Here is a 16,712-nt window from a genome sequence, read left to right as displayed (position 1 = left end):
CAGGAGCCCTAACAAAGCTTCCGGCTCCTATTCTATCTGCATATTTTGCAATACAGGATGGGAAGTTCCAACTCAGATTTGTTCATCTCACTGTCCCCAATAGCGCCACCGCCATCCTGTTCAACGGCGTTGCAATCCCGTGCTTCTCTCCCAATCGCACAATCACCCCGTTCCGTGCGTCGATTTCCATTGGTCTTCCTGCCAGACGATCAGCGAGCATTGAATTGATGCGATCTTCCATGGCTTCCTGAAACTCTTCCACCACATGCTCAGCCACACTGTCATCCAGCTGCGCCCCCTCTGCCCGACCCACAGCCACGCATTCGCGCGCCATATCCAGCGCCACATGTGTTATCGCCTCATCGCGATACACGCCAAAAGGCTTCATCGTCAGAACCGACAGAGTTCCCGTGGAGTTCTCGCACAGCTTACGCCACATCGCTGTCTTAAAGTCTTCCGTCATCACAACTTCGCATTCGCTCCCTCGGAAGAGCGCAGCAAAGTCGTGCCCCAGGCTTCCCTCTTCTACGATAAGTCGCGCTCCTCCTCGTTGCCACATGGATCCATCGGCCTGCCGCTCGACTGAGATCTGTACAACCAATGGCACCAGTGATTGCTGCTGTACCCATGGAGCGAATCGTTGCCGATGCTCTACGCCGTTCTGCGCTACCGCAACCGGCGCTCCCTCTGCAGTAAGCCCGCGCAGCCACTGCGCTGCTCCCGCTGCGTCGTACGTTTTCGTCGCCACGATCACCCAATCCACCGGTCTGGCCTGCGCTGGGTCAGTTAGATTCTGCGCTGTTACGTGGACCTCACCCTTTGCCGTTTTCACTGTCAACTCTTCCAATGGCCGCCGCGTACAAAGCGTAATCTCATGCCGACCTGTTCCATCCAGGAGCGCCGCTATCACGCCGCCAATCGCGCCCACTCCGACGATTGCCACTCGCGCCATTCCCCTTCTCCTTCATTACTCATCGAATAAAAAAAGCACACGTGTTCCACGTTTGGCTCAGGTCACGATGCGTAAATCAATACCAAAGCAGCATGCCCGCGAAGAAACAAGAGAGGCACACCTATCCGGTCTGAAACCCGGACAGGAGCGCCTATCACCATTTGCTTTACATTACCTTAACCGGTTAAAGCTTCAAACTAGACTCCACTTACCCGATAACTTCGCTTTTTATCTCGACGCCCATCTCGCACAGCACCTGAGGGATTGCGGTCAATAGTGCCTCGATTTCGGTGATAGTGATTCTGCCAATCGAACCAATGCGGAAGCAGGACTCGTGCGATAGCTTGCCTGGGTAGATTGCGAAGCCGCGTGTCCAGAGCCTTTCGTAGAAATCGGCAAATCGGAAGGCGGGGCTTGAAGGATAGCGGAAGGACGTGATGATGAAACTCTGATCTTCCTCCGCGAGATAGATCTCAAAGCCAAGGGCCTTCATTCCCCGGCAAAGCGCAATATGATTTTGTCGATAGCGCTCTCCGCGTGCTCCCACACCGCCCTCTTCGTCTAGTTCATTCAAAGCCTGTTCAAAGGCGAGAATGCTCTGAATCGGGGGCGTAAATCGAAAATGGCCGTGGTTGGCTTCCATACTTGCCCATTGGTCGTAGAGATCGAGACTCAACGTGCGTGCATGTCCTTTTGCAGCATCCAGAGCGCGACGGTTGGCGATCACAAATCCAAACCCAGGGACGCCTTCAATGCATTTATTCGCCGACGAAATCAGGAAGTCGATATGCGAACCAGCCATATCGATGGGGATTGCTCCAAAACTGCTCATCGCATCGACAATGTAACTCGCGCCAGCAGCATGGACTACATGCCCTATTTGTTCTACCTGATTCAAAATGCCGCTGGTGGTTTCACAGTGCACCACTGCAACATGAGTGATTCCACTGGCGACTGCCAGATGTTCGGCGACAAGTTCGGGAGTAAATTTTCTGTTCTCTTCAACTTCAAGAACATCGAGCGCAATGCCGTGAACCCGCGCAGTCTGCGCAATGCGCCGTCCGTATGCGCCGTTCACAAGCACCAGCACTTTGCCGTCGCGCGGGATCACGGAAGAGATGACAGATTCGACCACATAGGTTCCGCTGCCCTGCATGAGCACGCACTCGAAGTCCTCGCGGGGATACGGTCCGAGGTCGAGGAGACGAGTACGAATGTTGAGGACAGTCGTTAGGAAATCGCGATCGAGAGACCCTAGATCGCGAAGCATAGCCCCCTTGACCGTAGAACTGGTGGTCAGGGGACCGGGCGTAAAGAGCAGCTTGCCGGGATTAATTGTTGCCACTTTCATTTTCCTCTTCATCGCCATCGCCGTAGTTGCCATCGCCGTAATTGATGGGTGGCTGGGGGATCATAGCAACGGGTTTACCTGGCGCGGTGTAGACTTTGTCTCCGCCCATGTAGGTTGCCTCAAGAACAATGTCCTTGATGGTGTCGGGATTAACCTTGCGCGGATCCTTTTCGAGCACAACGAAATCCGCGAGCTTCCCAGGAGTGATCGAGCCTTTGTCTTTCTCTTCGAAGGTGGTATAGGCTCCATCCAGAGTCCATACTTTGATAGCCTCATCCACGCTGATTTTCTGGTTGCCTCCCATGACATTGCCCTGCGAACTCTTACGCGTAACCATATCCTGAATCCTGAGTAACGGATACGCTGCCGAGATGGGTGAATCGGAGTGGCCGGCCACCGGAATTCCCATATCGATTGCAGTGCGATAGGCATGCATCATCGAAAGACGCTCTGGCCCGTAGGAGGCGAGTACATTTCCGTACTCCCAGAAGTAGGAATGAAACACCAGAATCACGCCGTCCTTTTTCGCGCGATCGAGCAGCGCCTGATTCATGACGCTCGCGTGTTCGATCCGCCAGCGGGCGTTGGGGCGAGGATTCTTTGCCTCGGCTCGCTCAATCGCGGTGAGGACCATGTCGATCTCGCGGTCGCCGTTGGAGTGAGTTGCAACCTGCCATCCCGCGTTCCACCACTTCAGATAGTCCGCGTCCAGTTGTTCCTGACTGCGTGCCGGTGGGATGCCGAAGTAGTCAGGACGGTCAGAGTATGCCTTGCTGAGCCACGCGGTGCGTCCACTCAACGAGTTACCCTGATAGGTCTTGAGCGCGGTGACACGAAGCCGATCGTCTCCAAAGCCGCGCTGTAATCCCGCTGCCTGAAGCTGATCGAAGTCATCCGCACTGAACATGAACCCAACGCGGACAGGATTGCCAAGATCACGCAGGTCCTGCATGGAGCGAAATGACGCGGGACCGCCTCCCGCAATGTCTACGCTGGTAATGCCCCTGGCAGCGTATTGTTTGAAGCAGTTCATGTACCCCTGCAGTTCTGTTTCGTGGGGCATTTCGCTGCTCAGCAGGCTGTGAGAAGTTCCCTTGGAAAGAAGCCTGCGTGCGCTTTCACGGACCACGCCGTTCGGGGTTCCATCGGGATCACGATCGAATGCTCCGCCTGGCGGATCGGCCGTCTCTTTGGTGATGCCCGCAGCCTGCAATACGAAGCTATTCACCACTGTAATATGACCGGAGCTGTGAGTCACCACAACGGGTTGTGTAGTCGAGACTTTATCAAGGTCGTGCTTGTTAGGATGACGGCCCAGTGTCTGGTCGTTGTATCCATATCCATTGATCATCTTGCCTGCAGGCGTGATGGCCGCCTTCTTCTTCAGCTCAGCCACAAACTCGTCGATCGTCTTGGCCTTGTCGGGACCCAGCCAGACGCGGTAATACACTGAGCTCTCGTCGAAGATCTGCTGCGGATGCACGTGGACGTCATTGAATCCAGGAGTTACCGTCATGCCTTTGAGGTCGACCACTTTGGTCGAGGTGGTCTTGAGCTTCAGCATTTCCGCGTTCGATCCGACTGCGGTAAAGCGGCCATTGTCGATGACGAAGGCTTGCGCGGCTGGACGATCCTTATCGACCGTGATTACGTTCGCATTGATATAGATCGTATCCGCGGCATACGCGACGTTCGCCATCAGAGCGAAAAATACGCAGAGTCTTTTAAGCATCTGTTTCTCCATGTGTAATTGAAGGCTGTGCTCCGGACACGCAGGAGCACAGCCTTGGGGTTAGAATGTCAGCCGCAGGCTCGCTTGTACGTTTCGTGGCGTGTTGGTCTGACTCAGAGTCGCCATCTGTCCAAAACTAGCAGATGTTACGCTTGTCGTCGGGCCGGCAAAGACTACATTGTTCAATGCATTGAATGCCTCGGCACGGAACGTCAATACATAGCCTTCGGTGATATGCGTGTTTTTTTCAACCATTGCGTCGAAATCCCATGACTTCGGGGCATCGATGTCCGCCAGATGGCGCGGCGCGTTGCCAAAGGTGTAATTGGGAGTTTGAGTGAAGGCGGCGGCGTTGAAATATTGACCGCCGAGCTTTATTTGCGACCCACCGAGCAGCTTATCCGAAACTCCAGTGACATCCGGACGGAAGCCGCCTCCGGAGTATGAATAGGAGTAGTTGGGAGAACTTACAGTGAGCGGCTCGCCGGTATCGAGGGTATAGATGCCGCTGACCTGCCAACCGCCAACAATTGGCGCCAGGAAACCCTGATTCAGGAATGGCTTGTTCTTGCCAAAGGGCAATTCGTAGCTTGTATTCCAACGAACTACGTGTGTCTCATTCTGGTCGGAACGAGATTTGTCGCACCTGGGGCAATAGACGTCCTGGAAGCCGGTATAAGTTCCGGCCACGCTGGTCATTTCGCCCACGTTGTCCAGAGCCTTGCTGAAGGTGTATGCGAAGACGAGCGAGAGTCCTTGCTTGCTGCGATGCTCTACCGTCAACTGCCCTGCGTTGTAGGTGGAGTGCCCTACACCTGAATTGATCTGCTCAAGACCCGTGAATTGCGGAAATGGACGGAGCAATTGCTCGTATGTAACCGTCGACTTGCTAAGCATAGAGGTAGGATCTGTGATCACGCCGTAAAAGGGGTTGGCGACAGTAGTCCGCAGCTTCGAGCCAAGCCCCAGATCGGCGTCGGGAATCTGATCCAGATACAGCGGCTGCATCAGATGCACGCCTTCGCTTCCGGCGTATGCAGCGGTGACCACAAAATTAGCTGGCAGAGAGCGCTGGATGTCGAAGGAGTAGTTGACCTGGTAAGGAACATTCTGTTTTCGACCGGGACCTGCGATGCTCTGGCCCAGATCGATGCCGAGACCGGCGGCATTTCCATAGGGCTCTGGAAGGCCAGAAGGGAATGGATTGCTGAGACTATAGCCGGATAGCGGTTGCTCCCCATTGGGTGCCGCATCGATAGAGGTGCTGGTGCGAATCGCTCCAGCCGCGTTGGGGTACTGCTGCCAGGCTGCAGCCGGATGATGGAAGACGCCAAAGCCGGAATGGACGATGGTTTTTTCATTCAGTTGATAGGCAAGGCCCAGGCGTGGATCGAAGTGCAATTTCTCCGACACCTGCAACTGTCTGCTGGTTCCATTCAGACCAGGAATACCGACGCCGCCAACAAGATTCGGAATCGATGGGACTTGCGCCGCAATGGGCGATGGAGCCGTTGTGTTGACGTAATTGAGTAGGTTGTTTTCTTCTACATCTCCGGCCTCGTAGCTATATCTCAGGCCATAAGTCGCGGTGAGCTTTGGAGTGACTTTGTACGTATCCTGAATATAAGCGCCGTAGTAGTAATGGACCGATTTGGTTTCCGGTTCATATCCCGAGGTGACGGTAGCGAGCCCGAGCAGCAATTCAGCCATGCCTGATCCAGAGTCTGCCATCGGCGATGGGGAAGTGGTATTGGGACCATTCGTAAAATTGGTTCCTGCGTTGATGGACATCTGCTCCGGGTCCCAAAGCTGTGTTGGATAGCGCCTGAGGTCGATCCCAAATTTGAGAATGTGCTTTCCCTTCTCCCAGGTGCTGTCGGCTGCGTACTGGTAGACAGACGAATAGTTTCTTTCGTAAGGATAATAGTTGCCCAGAGTGCTTTCGCTGCCAGTCGCTGTAGCCCCGGCGATTGAGATCTGAGGAGTCATATTTGCGGTGATGCCCGGTGCAGCGGATGCATTGATGCCAAGAGACCCTGGGCTCTTCAGCACGGACTCATTTCGATTCGATTCGCTATGCGCCCACGACAAGTGATGCTCGAAGATCAGATTTGGCTTGATAACCCAGGTGTGATCTACATCAATATTCTTTCCTGGGATTCGGTCGTTGGCATCCTCCGGCGACAAGCCGTTTCCAAAGTAGTCGGAATAGTTGATTCGATTCGTGAAGTCGGTATAGTGCCCGAAGATGCTATGCCGGTCGTTGAATTGATGATCGATCCTGGTGTCGTAACTATTGTTGTCATCGGTTGATGGAGCGTTGGAGTAGAAATTATCAATATTGCTTTGGCCCTGTCCATGCTGGTTTGGCATTGGATACAGCGCAAGCATTGCAAGACCCAGCGGGTTCGGATTGGGAATCTTATTGCCTGCAAACGGAGTACGCGTGTAATTGGAACCGGCTGCGTTTGGGGTCGTGCTCGCCGGATTGTAAATAACGATCAGGTTGCCTTTTGCGTCAAAAGTCTGCGAAAAGTCTCCGGTCCTTTCCAGAGCCGTGGGTACAGTTCCGGTAAACGAACCTGCGCTCGTATCGCGAAGTCCGTCCCATGAAAAGAAGAAGAATGTCTTGCTATGGCCGTTGTACGCCTTCGGGAGAACAACCGGCCCACCGAGCCTGAAGCCGAACTGATTCCTGCCAAATGAACCTTTGGGCAAGCCTGCCAGATTGGCGTTGAAGCCGTTCGCGTCGAGCGCCTGATTACGAAAATACTCCCAGGTTGAGCCATGTAGAGCGTTCGTGCCCGAGCGCAATGCATACGAGACAATGCCGCCGCTGGTCCGGCCAAACTCCGGACTATATGCGTCTGTGTAAACGCGATACTCCTGCACAGAATCGACTCCAGGCACGCCTGCGTCCTGGTTATAGTACGCCGTCGTGTTCGTGGCCCCATCGATCAGGACATCCGTCGTTGCACCCTTTGCGCCATTGATACGATATGTATTCGTTCGGCTCTCGCTTGTGGAGTTCGTACCAGAGAGACCATCGTCGCCCTTGGTGACGCCGGCGGCATCATTAATCATTTGCAGCGGGTTTCGGATGTTGAGCGGAATGCTCTCGACGAAGGTGGGTTCGATCATGAGGCTGCGATCCGCACGATCCAGATTCAGTTCCGCTGGAGTGTCGGTCACTTCAACGGATTGCCGAACCGCGCCCATCTTCATCGTGAGCGTCACCACCTTGGACTGATTCACCTCGAGCGTGATTCCCGTAATAACGGTGGGGCCAAACCCATTAGCCTCAGCCTTGATCTCATAGCTGCCAGGCGCAACAGGAGGCAGAATGAAGTCACCGTTCGCGTCACTTCTGGTCTCGACTTTGACCTGGGTGTTGACGTTGATCAGTGTCACTGCCGAGCCTTTTATACCTGCATGCTGAGGATCAACCACGTTGCCCGTGACGCTCGCATTCTGTGCATAGAGAGGAAGACCTAAGAATATTGTTGCGAAGAGAATTAGAAGTCGATTTATAGTTCGCATCGCCAGCTCCATTCAAGAGTGTGTAGAAATCAAGTTCTGCAGAGCGTTTGAAGATGCGCAGTTCCAGTTCGCCCGGATTGCCGCTCTACTTGATGCGATACTAGCCAGCAGTTGGCCGCAGAATATGAATGGGCAATAAAAGACGGGACGCTTAACGGTAATGAACGTTGGCGGTTTGGGGGTCAAACAGTCGCCAGGTGCTTTGGAGCCAGCGTTTCGTTGAATCATTTCTGTTGGATATAAACAATCAGGAAAGGATTATTTGCAACGCAGGTGAATCGATGCAAGCCGCCAGGCCCTTCGACGGCTTGTCTCCACATACTGCTCACACCACCTGCTGCAGCACCTTGTCTTCCAACTCGAGCGCACTATGACTGGAGGGCTTGAGATTCCACATCGGCATCAATGCGACACCGGCAACCAATGCAGCACCGGCAAGCACAAAGAAGAGGTGGTCCCATCCGTAGTGTTCACTTATATAGACCACCACGTATGGTGAAAAGACAGCACCCAGGTGGCCGATGCCATCCACAAGCCCGGCAGCGGTTGCCGCACCCTGGGCTGAGCCAATGTCCTGAGCGCCTGCACCGGAAAGTAACGTGTCAGGACCGTACGAGAAAATGCCAGCCAAAGAGATGGCCAGCGCTGTGCCCCAGAGTCCATAACGGCTCATGGCAGGCTCAGCCAGCAGGATGATGCAGAATCCCGCCAGCATGATCGCCGATACAGGCGCTCGCCGGGATTGAATCATGCGATCCGAGATGTATCCCGCCAGCAGTGCGCCGAGAATGCCGATCAGTTCATACAGGGACGACACGTATCCAGATGTCCGTAGATCGTACTTCAGGCCCTTAACCATATAAAGCGGTAGCCAGAACATCAGCGCATAACGGCAAAGGGTCAGAAAAAAGTACGAGAGACTCATGAGCCACAAGGATGGCTTGCACAGCAGCGTAGCGAGAATACTCCAGCTTGAGCGCACCTTGCTCACTTCCGCCAGCTCAACCTGCATACCCGGTGGCAGATCCGCCTGCTCCGGTGTCTCCTTGGCGCCAATCAGAAACACTCCCGTAATCGCCGCCAGCAAGAGAGCCGGAAACAAGAATCCCCTGCGCCATCCCAGTTCTGGCAGTAGCCATGGCTGCAGGATCGCCCACGTTGCGAAGGTAGTCGCCAGAAAGCCGCCCAGGACAAAGTTTGTGCCCCACCACGCCATCACGATGCCGCGATTCACCCCGTTGAACCAAATGGCCATTGTCTTCACCAGCCCCGACCAGCCTGTCGACTGACCTGCGCCATTCAGACAAGCAAGGATCAGCAACCATATCAAGGAGGCATGCATACTCATCAGGAGATTGCAGGCCACGACCAATAACAGCCCAGCGCCGACAACGCGCTTCGCTCCGATGCGGTCCGAGAGTGGTCCCCAGACAAACTGGCCCACGGCATACAACAGGCTATAGCCAAAGACAATATTGGCCAGGTCGATTCCATTAAGTCCTGAGACGTTATGCAGCAGTGGCAGCACGACACTCAGGTTCTTCCGGCAGAGATAAAAGCCAGCATACGTGATCCAAGTGATTGCGAAAATCCGGCGTTGACCGGAGGATAATCTCATCGAAGCTCCAAACCTTGCCCGTTGTAAATCGCGCCAGCAGACGACCGCTCGTCCTCATCGACGCGCTGCATTTCGAATTCAAGGTTTGCGCCTGCCGTGCGAAACATATCGTTTCTAACCATTGCAATCTCTTTGCAGGTTCCGAAACGTTCAGCAGGTTAAGCAACTCAGAAACACCCGTTAAGCGAACGGTTTGGCCAATCTGCCATCAGAATGCAACCATCCTGTAACACACAGCCGCTAGACTAAGTTTCAAGAATTTGGGTTCCTGGAACACACGTGCAGAGCGAAGAGATCCAGCCATGCGAACTTGGTCGATACATCTCCGAATTGCAAGCTGTCGTCGTAGCAATCTGCGACAGCCCGTCCTTTCGTGCCAGCCCCAAAAGCTGCCAGTTTCTGCGCCACATTGTTGATCGCACGCTCCAGGGCAATGTCGACGAATTGAAGGAACGCCTGATAGGGTTCGCCTTACTGGGCCGGGATGCCTCGTACGACACTGGCTCCGATGCTGGCGTGCGTGTCCGCGCGAACGATGTGCGCAAGCGCCTCGCTGCCTACTACGCAGTGAGCTGCAACGATTTTGAATTCACCGTGGACATACCGGCTGGCTCTTACGTACCGCGCTTCTACATGCCTCGTTCGTTTCAGCATGTCAACCCTGTACCGGAATTTGTTGCAAGTGCCGAGTCGGCTCTAGTTGAGGCCGTGCCTGAACCGCCACCAGCGGCAAAAATCTCTTTGCATCTGTTAGCCTGTCCGACCCTCGTCGCTCTTTTTCTTTGTATTATCTGCATGCGTTGGCAGCTTGCTCAGGAACATCCGTTCGCGAGCTTTTGGAACTCTGTATTTCAGGATCATCACGCATTGCTTTATGTGCCTCTCTCACGGCCTGGAGAGCCGCAGGAAGTTGCCCCATTTGACAGGCTTGAGGACATCGGACCGTTATTCAGCCTGGCCGGCCAATTCCATACCGGGATAACTCCTGTCCGCTCTCTCACGTCCCGGCTTGGACCAAATGATGTGATGATCTTCATCGGCACCATCACGTCGTCTAGTGCGTCCTCGTCCAGCGGCTCTTCCTCCGTCCCAACTGCCCAGGATCACGCTTTCCATTCCGAGGACAACAGACTATTCATTGACACATCACCTTCCGGCTCACAGATCGTCGACCGCAGTGCCGGATATGCTCGCATCAACACCGATGGCCCAGCCGCGTTGCTCACTATCGTGAATGGCCCCGAGCGATCAATTCATATCGATGGCACAGACAACGCAGCAATCGACGCTCTTATCATGACACTGTGTAATCCGAACGCCTTTCCTGAAGAACTAGCCGGGAGCTTCCAGGATGGAACTGTGACACAGATCGTCTTCCCCATTGCCCCTCACGCTCAGTCCCTGGTCTTTCATGAAGCGTTGCCCATGACCCAGACAGCCATGAATGGATCCAGTGAAAACAGTAACTAGATCTTTGGCGGCTGCTCGGAATCAAGTCTTCCTTTCGGCCTGGGTTCTCTACGCTGGCTACTACATCTGCCGCAAGGACATGAACCCGACCACTGGTCCCGGAATCTCGCATCTCGCCGGGAGCCTAGTCTGCTTCGGAGCGGCCTACGCAATCGGTCAGCTTGTCGGCGGCATGCTGGCAGATGGGTGGGGAACACGGCGAACCGCTTTGACGGGTGCTGGCATCTCGATACTGTGTACCGCACTTCAGGCCTTTCATTCCCTGCCCTTCGTGGAATTGCTGCTGTTGCTCGGCAATGGTCTCGGCCAGGGACTTGGTTGGCCATCCATGATTCGTCTCATCGGCGAATGGTTCAGACGCGGCGAACGGGACCGGGTACTGGGTTGGTGGAGTACCAGCTACATTCTCGGCGGCGTGCTTGCGACTTCATTGACCGCATGGCTGCTTGTTCACACACGCATTGTCGTGCTCAGCGGCTTTCAACCCGCGTACCTCGTCTCCTCATCCGTCTTGCTGCTCGCGGCACTTTTTTTCTATTTCGGAACCGACCATCTACCGCATCCAGTTCATTCGCATCGCGCCCAATTCACCTCCGCTCTCTCTCCTTCCAATCTCCCGCGAACGCAACGCGGTGCGTGGGTCGCAATCCTGACAAACCGCCGAATTCAAGTCATCTCTCTGGTGTACTTCTTTCTCAAGATGACCCGTTACACGCTTCTCTTCTGGTTGCCCCTTTACCTCACATCGAGCCTGGGATATAGCCAGCATTCCGCCGAGCAATTTGCCTCCTACTTTGAACTTCTGGGCTTTCTCGGCCCCCTTGCCGCCGCCTATGCGATAGATCGCTGGTTCGGAGAACGGCGCATGGTTCTTGCCTCCGGCATGCTCTTCGCACTCGCCTTTACCTGCCTTCTTCATCCTTTGCTTGCCGGCAGCGGATGGTTTGGCACAGCTATTTCCATTTCATTCACTGGAATTCTGATCTATGGCGTCGATCTCCTTACGTCCGCCATGGCCGTACTAGACGCCGTCCCCGACGAGTTGCACGGGCGCGCCGCCGGCTTCGTCAATGGCATTGGTTCTATTGGTCAGACGCTTTCTCCATTCCTTGTCACGGTCTTTGCGTTGCACTTTGGATGGACAAAACTCTTCGATCTCTTTGTTTTCTTCGCTCTCTTTGCCGGTGGAGTCAGCGTCTTCGGCACACATCTCCAAACCGATCAGTCGATCGAACTAACCGTTCAATGATTGAATCCCTGTATTTTCAAACGTAGACTCCAACCATGAACGCAATGACAAGCAGTCGAATCCTCTGCGCCTCCTCTGCACAAGCGGGCCGCGCATGAAAAAACCTCTTCAAATTCGCGCCATCATGCTGGACTGGGCAGGCACCACAGTCGATCACGGATCGTTGGCGCCTGTACTGGCACTTCAGACCCTCTTCGAACAACACGGAATCACCTTGTCCACCGAAGACGCACGCCGCGATATGGGCCTGCTTAAGCGTGATCACATTCAGGCCATTCTTGCATTGCCCAATATCCGCGCCGAGTGGAGTGCAATCACCGGCCGGGAACCTGGCGAGACTGAAGTTCTCTCTCTTTTTGAAGAATTCGGTCCGTTGCAAATGAAAATCATCACTCAGCACTCGCAACTAATCCCCGGTGTCACCACGGTTGTAAAAGAGTGGCAGGAGCAAGGCATCCGCATTGGCAGCAGCACCGGCTACACCCGGGACATGCTCGCTCCGGTATTGGCCCAGGCCGCCCGGTACGGCTACCAGCCAGACGCCTCCGTATGCCCCGATGAAGTTGGCGCAGGACGCCCGGCGCCATGGATGCTGATGAAGAATGCGCAGCTTCTGGACGTCTATCCTCCAGCGGCATGCGTAAAGATCGGTGACACGGTCGTAGATATCGAAGAAGGCAAGAACGCCGGCATGTGGACCATTGGACTAACGAGAACCGGGAATTTGATCGGTCTCGATCAGAAGCAATGGGAACTGCTACCGCAGGCAGCTAAGCAAGAGCAACTGAAACGCGCCGAGACCATCCTGCTCGAAGCAGGTGCTGACTTTGTTGCCGAGGATCTTGCTTCCTGCAATCAGGCCCTATCCATAATCGAGAAGGATTTCGGTAATAGCAGGTAGTTCAAAACATTATCTAAATATCGCAACAGGCAATCCTTGAGGCTTCAAATTGTTTGATTGGAGCCTCGGGCTCCAGCCTGGACCGAGAGAATGCACAGTGATCGGCCAATCACCAACAGTGGACTGCAGTCCTTCTATGAGTAGTCATAGACTTACTCGATAAATTTGGAGCCGACGACCGGAGTTGAACCGGTGACCTACTGATTACGAATCAGTTGCTCTACCAACTGAGCTACGTCGGCACTCCCCAGTGCAATTTTACAGAGCGCGTAGGCGCGCGTAAAGGGAACGAGACTTGAATCGCATCCGTACCGCGTTAAAAACGGAAAGAGCCGCCCAAAATCAGGCGGCTCTTTCCTCAGGGAGAATAGTTCCAACGGAGGCAAGGCCATCAGAACTTTCTGGCTGCATAGTAGGTGTGGGTGACGGCGGTGTCAAGGCAAAATCCGCCTTGAAATAAGTACTTGTATATCATTTACTTACAATTAGCCATTTCACCGGAGCCGGGGCAATTTCTTCCCCTTGTATTCGCCTTTTACTTTCTGTATTCTGCCCGGTTAGCGCCTGCTTTGCCCGGGTTTCGTACTAGTTTTCCACAGGAATCCCGGGCAGTTACGGTCAGCCATCTCACTCACTCAGGTCGATTCGAATGAACTCTTCGTCGTAAACAGACGAAATGGGCTTGCCGCGCAGGTAACGGTAAAGCGCGCGACCGCCTCCCAGGAAGATCGCCAGCAGGACCGCAGCGACGAACATGACAACAACCAGGGTGATGATGGCGACGAGCAGTTGTGCGGTCTTCTGAATCTCGTTGTTCGGCTGGCCGGGGATGGCAGACATATCCGCTTCGTAGTGAACGCTGGTGAGCAGTTTGTGGGCTTCGTCGCTTATTGCGTCTCCGCTCACAACTGTGACCAGCGGACCGGTCCGGCGAACCTCGATCGCGGCAGGGTTTGAGTCCTGCAACGGCTTGGTAAAGGGGTGCTGCGGCGTATTCCCAGCTTTGAGATACGCGGCAATTCCCTGCTCCTGTGCAGCAGCCATCTGGGGCGTCGGGTAATCGATGATGGTCAGGGTAGCCGGTCCGGAGCGTAGCGCATACGTGGCTGTCGCGGTTTCGGCGCCACGATTAAATCCGACGAGTTCGGGTGGAAGCACGCCGCCGGAGCCTGCATAGCCCGCCGGCCCGAGTGCGTAGTGCGTTGTCTGGCCGTCCATGTCCTTTTGCGGTAAGCTCGCCAGAATCGGCGGCGCCAGAGACTTGTTGCCCGCAGGAATAGGAATCGTTGAGGCCAGATCCCGCAGCTCAGAGCCGGACATGGCGGAGATGCGTGAGAACTGCGAGTCGATGACGACGTTGCCGAGCCAGAAGAGGACTCGGTTGTGGTCCGAGGCCGCTCCGGTGCCGATCTCTTCTCTGGGCCATCCGGATTGGCGGTAATAGGAGTACGCGCCGTAAGCCCCGCTGGCGTCTGTGAAACGGAGAGCTCTGATCTTGAGCGTGTCGCTGTCGCGCGTGTAGTTGCGCATTAGAGCGTCGGTAAAGCCGTATTCCTTGAGCGCGGCGGCATTTGCGCTATCAGCCTGGGCAGGGTCAGTTACTGGCTTCGGGATCGCCTGGGTTACGGAGACGGAATCCCAGCCTGAAAACGAAGCCGGCAGAAGCAGAGCGTCTGGCCTGGACACGGACTTTGACACAGCCTTTTCCGGAGTCTTGGCGGCTTCTTTGCTGTCAGCTTTGGCCGCGGGCCTGGGTGGCCGCGCGATGCTGGTGGGCATTTGGGCAAAGGCGACAGCGCCCGGAAATATCAAGGCGAGGGAAAGCAGAGCGGGAATAGCGTATTTGCGCATACTTCTGCCTTTCAGCCTATACCGCGCGGGGGAAGAGTGTCAGTTACAAGCGCGAGCACCTGGCGACCCTGATATCGGTGCACCTGATTACCGCACCTGATTACTTAGACACCGCGTACCGGCTTTGCGACAGTCAGTTCAGAGGACTCCACTTGTGGACCCTGGCTGCGCCGAACAGGGTCTAGATGGGGTAAGGGTTGCAACCGTCCTGCCCGCACCAGTTGTACTGCTTCTCTGCTGGTTTGTGTGATTCGCTGGTCTCGAATTGCCAGTGGGCGGGCGTGGTGTTGCTGAACCAGTCGACCGGATAACCAGTGATTTTTCCCGCGGCGGCGATGGCGAAGGCTTCCGCGATATCCGCCTTTTGCTGCGCACCTATGGCATCCGGGCTGGGAGAGAGGAACAGTGCGGAGCCGCTACGCGCGATCAGGTCAAGCCACTGACGGTTGAGTTCCCAGGGGATGTCCTTCGTGATGCCGACGCAATCGGCATCGATAGTGAAGAATGCGCCGTTCTGCGGCAGCCGATAAGCAAGCGTGTTGACGCCCATGCGGCGCGTGCGCTCCCAGTGCTGGCCGCTGGTATCGTCGCCCGTGCGCTGGAGCTCAAAAAGACCGGCGGCGAGATGGCCGACAGTGTTGCAGCCGAGGAGGATCGTCTCCGGGCCAGCTGCGGCGCGAATCGACTGATACAGGCTCAGAACGATTTCCGCATTGGTACGGCTGCGGTCGTGGAATGCCCAGCCAGGTCGAGTGGGTTGCGGGCCCATCTGAGATCCCCATTGGCCAAAGAGATCGAAGGTCGAGTAATCGTGCTTGACCAGCTCGTACTTCCATCCGACGGCCTGCGTGACCTTGGCCATCATTTCCGCGAGCGCTTCAGGATTGGTCGGATCATAGGCTGGGTCCTTGTCTGAATTGCTTGATGAATGAAAACGGTTTTCGGGCAGGAGCAATTCGGGCTTTGCGCTCTTGGGAGCCAGCGTAGGCCGTATCCAGATACCGGGGCGAGCGTCGATATGGCGAATCTTTGCTGCGAGGCCGGGCATGTCCGGAAATTTCGCATTGGAGACAATGATGTCGGAACCGCCGCCACTGCCGGCCCATCCTCCGTCAACCACCGAAAACGGCCGCGAACCGCCTTTTGGAGCGAGGGAGACGACTAGCTCGGTATCACGCAGGATGCCTTCAGCCGAGTTCTTGCCGTAAGCGTAGTACCAGTCGTTGGTGCCGTAGATTGGTCCTGACGGAAGCTTGGGCTCAGGACACATCTTGCGGCAGAGCGCGGAAAGCGAGTCCTGAGCCTCTTCGCCGGCCCGGCCCCGGTTGGCAACAATCGTGACTGCATGGAGATCCCTTGAACCTAGCAGGACACCACTACCGCCGTTGCTGAGGTCGAGCCAGAGCGAAACGCCCTCGGCGTCCACTTGCCAGAAACAGAAGGCGCCAGCGCCGGTCTTCACGCCATAGCCGTGGGTGACTCCGTTGTTGTGGGTCGCAAAATACCAGGGAAGCGGGCGCTCGGGGACGATGCCGCGCCAGGCCAGGTCACCGTAGCTGCGCTCCCACGCATCGCCGAGAACCAGCACGTTGGCGGGGACCCTCGCACTCCATCGGAGGTGAATGCGGGTCAACGGGACGCCCGGTGCTGAAACTCTGATATTGAGTGTTTCTGAGGCCAGTTCGGTGCCGAGTTCCAGATCGCGGCCACGACCCGAGCCGCGCCAGCCCCCAGCTTCGCCCGAGAGTTGAATGCGCTCCAGCGAATTCTCAACATAGGCTGCGGCACTGTCCGGATAGCGATGGAGATCGAGGAAACCGTCTTCCCTGCCCACGCTCTGCGCGCTGGCCACGGAAAGACCCATCGGGCTGACGGCTGCTGCGATAGCTGCTGTTGAGCTGCTGAGGAATCTTCGTCGGTTAAGTTGTTTCACTGAACATCTCCGCAATCTGCAGTTTCCGGCACCGAAGGGAGGCTATCACAGGCGAACCCATCTTGAAAGCGTTTTCACATTCCGGCCAGATTAGCGACTGCGCATTCCGGAACAC

At 55.6% G+C, this 16,712-nt stretch carries 11 protein-coding genes and 1 tRNA gene; 3 read left to right on the top strand and 9 right to left on the bottom strand.

The window, feature by feature from the left end:
- Positions 1-82: 82 nt before the first annotated feature.
- From OHL23_RS07235 to OHL23_RS07210, 6 genes are all read right to left on the bottom strand, one after another.
- Complete coding sequence (locus OHL23_RS07235) at positions 83-952, bottom strand: 2-dehydropantoate 2-reductase (RefSeq protein ID WP_263351117.1); 870 nt, start codon at positions 950-952, stop codon at positions 83-85.
- 208 nt (positions 953-1,160) lie between these two features.
- On the bottom strand, positions 1,161-2,297 hold the full coding sequence (locus OHL23_RS07230; protein ID WP_263351116.1) for a 2-aminoethylphosphonate--pyruvate transaminase: 1,137 nt from the start codon (positions 2,295-2,297) through the stop codon (positions 1,161-1,163).
- On the bottom strand, positions 2,284-4,035 hold the full coding sequence (locus tag OHL23_RS07225; protein WP_263351115.1) for an amidohydrolase: 1,752 nt from the start codon (positions 4,033-4,035) through the stop codon (positions 2,284-2,286). The genes OHL23_RS07230 and OHL23_RS07225 overlap by 14 nt, the downstream gene beginning before the upstream one ends.
- A gap of 60 nt (positions 4,036-4,095) precedes the next feature.
- Positions 4,096-7,575 (bottom strand): carboxypeptidase regulatory-like domain-containing protein, encoded by a 3,480-nt coding sequence (locus tag OHL23_RS07220; protein ID WP_263351114.1) that lies wholly within the window; start codon positions 7,573-7,575, stop codon positions 4,096-4,098.
- Positions 7,576-7,900: 325 nt separating this feature from the next.
- Positions 7,901-9,193, bottom strand: coding sequence for an MFS transporter (locus OHL23_RS07215; protein WP_263351113.1), 1,293 nt, complete (start codon positions 9,191-9,193; stop codon positions 7,901-7,903).
- Entirely contained in the window at positions 9,190-9,315 is a 126-nt protein-coding gene (locus OHL23_RS07210; protein ID WP_263351112.1) for a hypothetical protein, read from the bottom strand. The genes OHL23_RS07215 and OHL23_RS07210 overlap by 4 nt, the downstream gene beginning before the upstream one ends.
- Before the next feature lie 157 nt (positions 9,316-9,472).
- Here OHL23_RS07210 and OHL23_RS07205 point away from each other — a divergent pair, with 157 nt between their 5' ends.
- The 3 genes from OHL23_RS07205 to phnX all read left to right on the top strand — a co-directional run bounded on the left by OHL23_RS07205 (position 9,473) and on the right by phnX (position 12,813).
- Entirely contained in the window at positions 9,473-10,663 is a 1,191-nt protein-coding gene (locus OHL23_RS07205) for a hypothetical protein (RefSeq protein WP_263351111.1), read from the top strand.
- Complete coding sequence (locus OHL23_RS07200; RefSeq protein WP_263351110.1) at positions 10,647-11,912, top strand: MFS transporter; 1,266 nt, start codon at positions 10,647-10,649, stop codon at positions 11,910-11,912. The genes OHL23_RS07205 and OHL23_RS07200 overlap by 17 nt, the downstream gene beginning before the upstream one ends.
- Before the next feature lie 94 nt (positions 11,913-12,006).
- Complete coding sequence (phnX, locus tag OHL23_RS07195; RefSeq protein WP_263351109.1) at positions 12,007-12,813, top strand: phosphonoacetaldehyde hydrolase; 807 nt, start codon at positions 12,007-12,009, stop codon at positions 12,811-12,813.
- 166 nt (positions 12,814-12,979) lie between these two features.
- Here the strand turns inward: phnX and OHL23_RS07190 are convergent.
- From OHL23_RS07190 to OHL23_RS07180, 3 genes are all read right to left on the bottom strand, one after another.
- Positions 12,980-13,055, bottom strand: a tRNA-Thr gene (locus OHL23_RS07190).
- Between the two features lie 385 nt (positions 13,056-13,440).
- Positions 13,441-14,664 (bottom strand): DUF6599 family protein, encoded by a 1,224-nt coding sequence (locus tag OHL23_RS07185; protein WP_263351108.1) that lies wholly within the window; start codon positions 14,662-14,664, stop codon positions 13,441-13,443.
- Between the two features lie 181 nt (positions 14,665-14,845).
- Entirely contained in the window at positions 14,846-16,597 is a 1,752-nt protein-coding gene (locus OHL23_RS07180) for an alpha-amylase family protein (protein WP_263351107.1), read from the bottom strand.
- Between the last annotated feature and the right edge of the window lie 115 nt (positions 16,598-16,712).

This window comes from Acidicapsa acidisoli, from assembly GCF_025685625.1.
Taxonomy (GTDB): domain Bacteria; phylum Acidobacteriota; class Terriglobia; order Terriglobales; family Acidobacteriaceae; genus Acidicapsa; species Acidicapsa acidisoli.
This window is presented reverse-complemented; position numbering and strand designations above follow the sequence as displayed.